Raw genomic sequence first — 254 nt, forward strand, 5'->3', positions numbered from 1 at the left:
GGCCTTCCGACATGCGCTCGAGGGCGCCGATCAGGTCGTCGTCCGAGCCTGCGGGCTCCGAGCCCGGGGCCTCGAGGTCGGCCAGGATGGCCTTGAGGCGGTCGAGGGTCGCGAGGATCAGAGTCACCGAGTCCGCGGTCGCCGGAAGGCCGTCGCGAAACCGCCCCATCAGCGTCTCGGCCGCGTACGCCAGCGCCTCGAGACGCGGCAGCCCGAGGAAGCCGCAGGTACCCTTGATGGTTTGGACGAGCCGG

1 protein-coding gene is annotated in these 254 nt (G+C 71.7%); it reads right to left on the bottom strand.

Features of this window, described 5'->3' with window-relative positions:
- Positions 1-254 (bottom strand): Hpt domain-containing protein (locus WDW90_RS40170; RefSeq protein WP_336493125.1); only part of this gene is annotated, 254 nt, incomplete at both ends.

The sequence above is a fragment of the Methylobacterium nigriterrae genome (assembly GCF_037106235.1).
GTDB classification, from domain to species: domain Bacteria; phylum Pseudomonadota; class Alphaproteobacteria; order Rhizobiales; family Beijerinckiaceae; genus Methylobacterium; species Methylobacterium nigriterrae.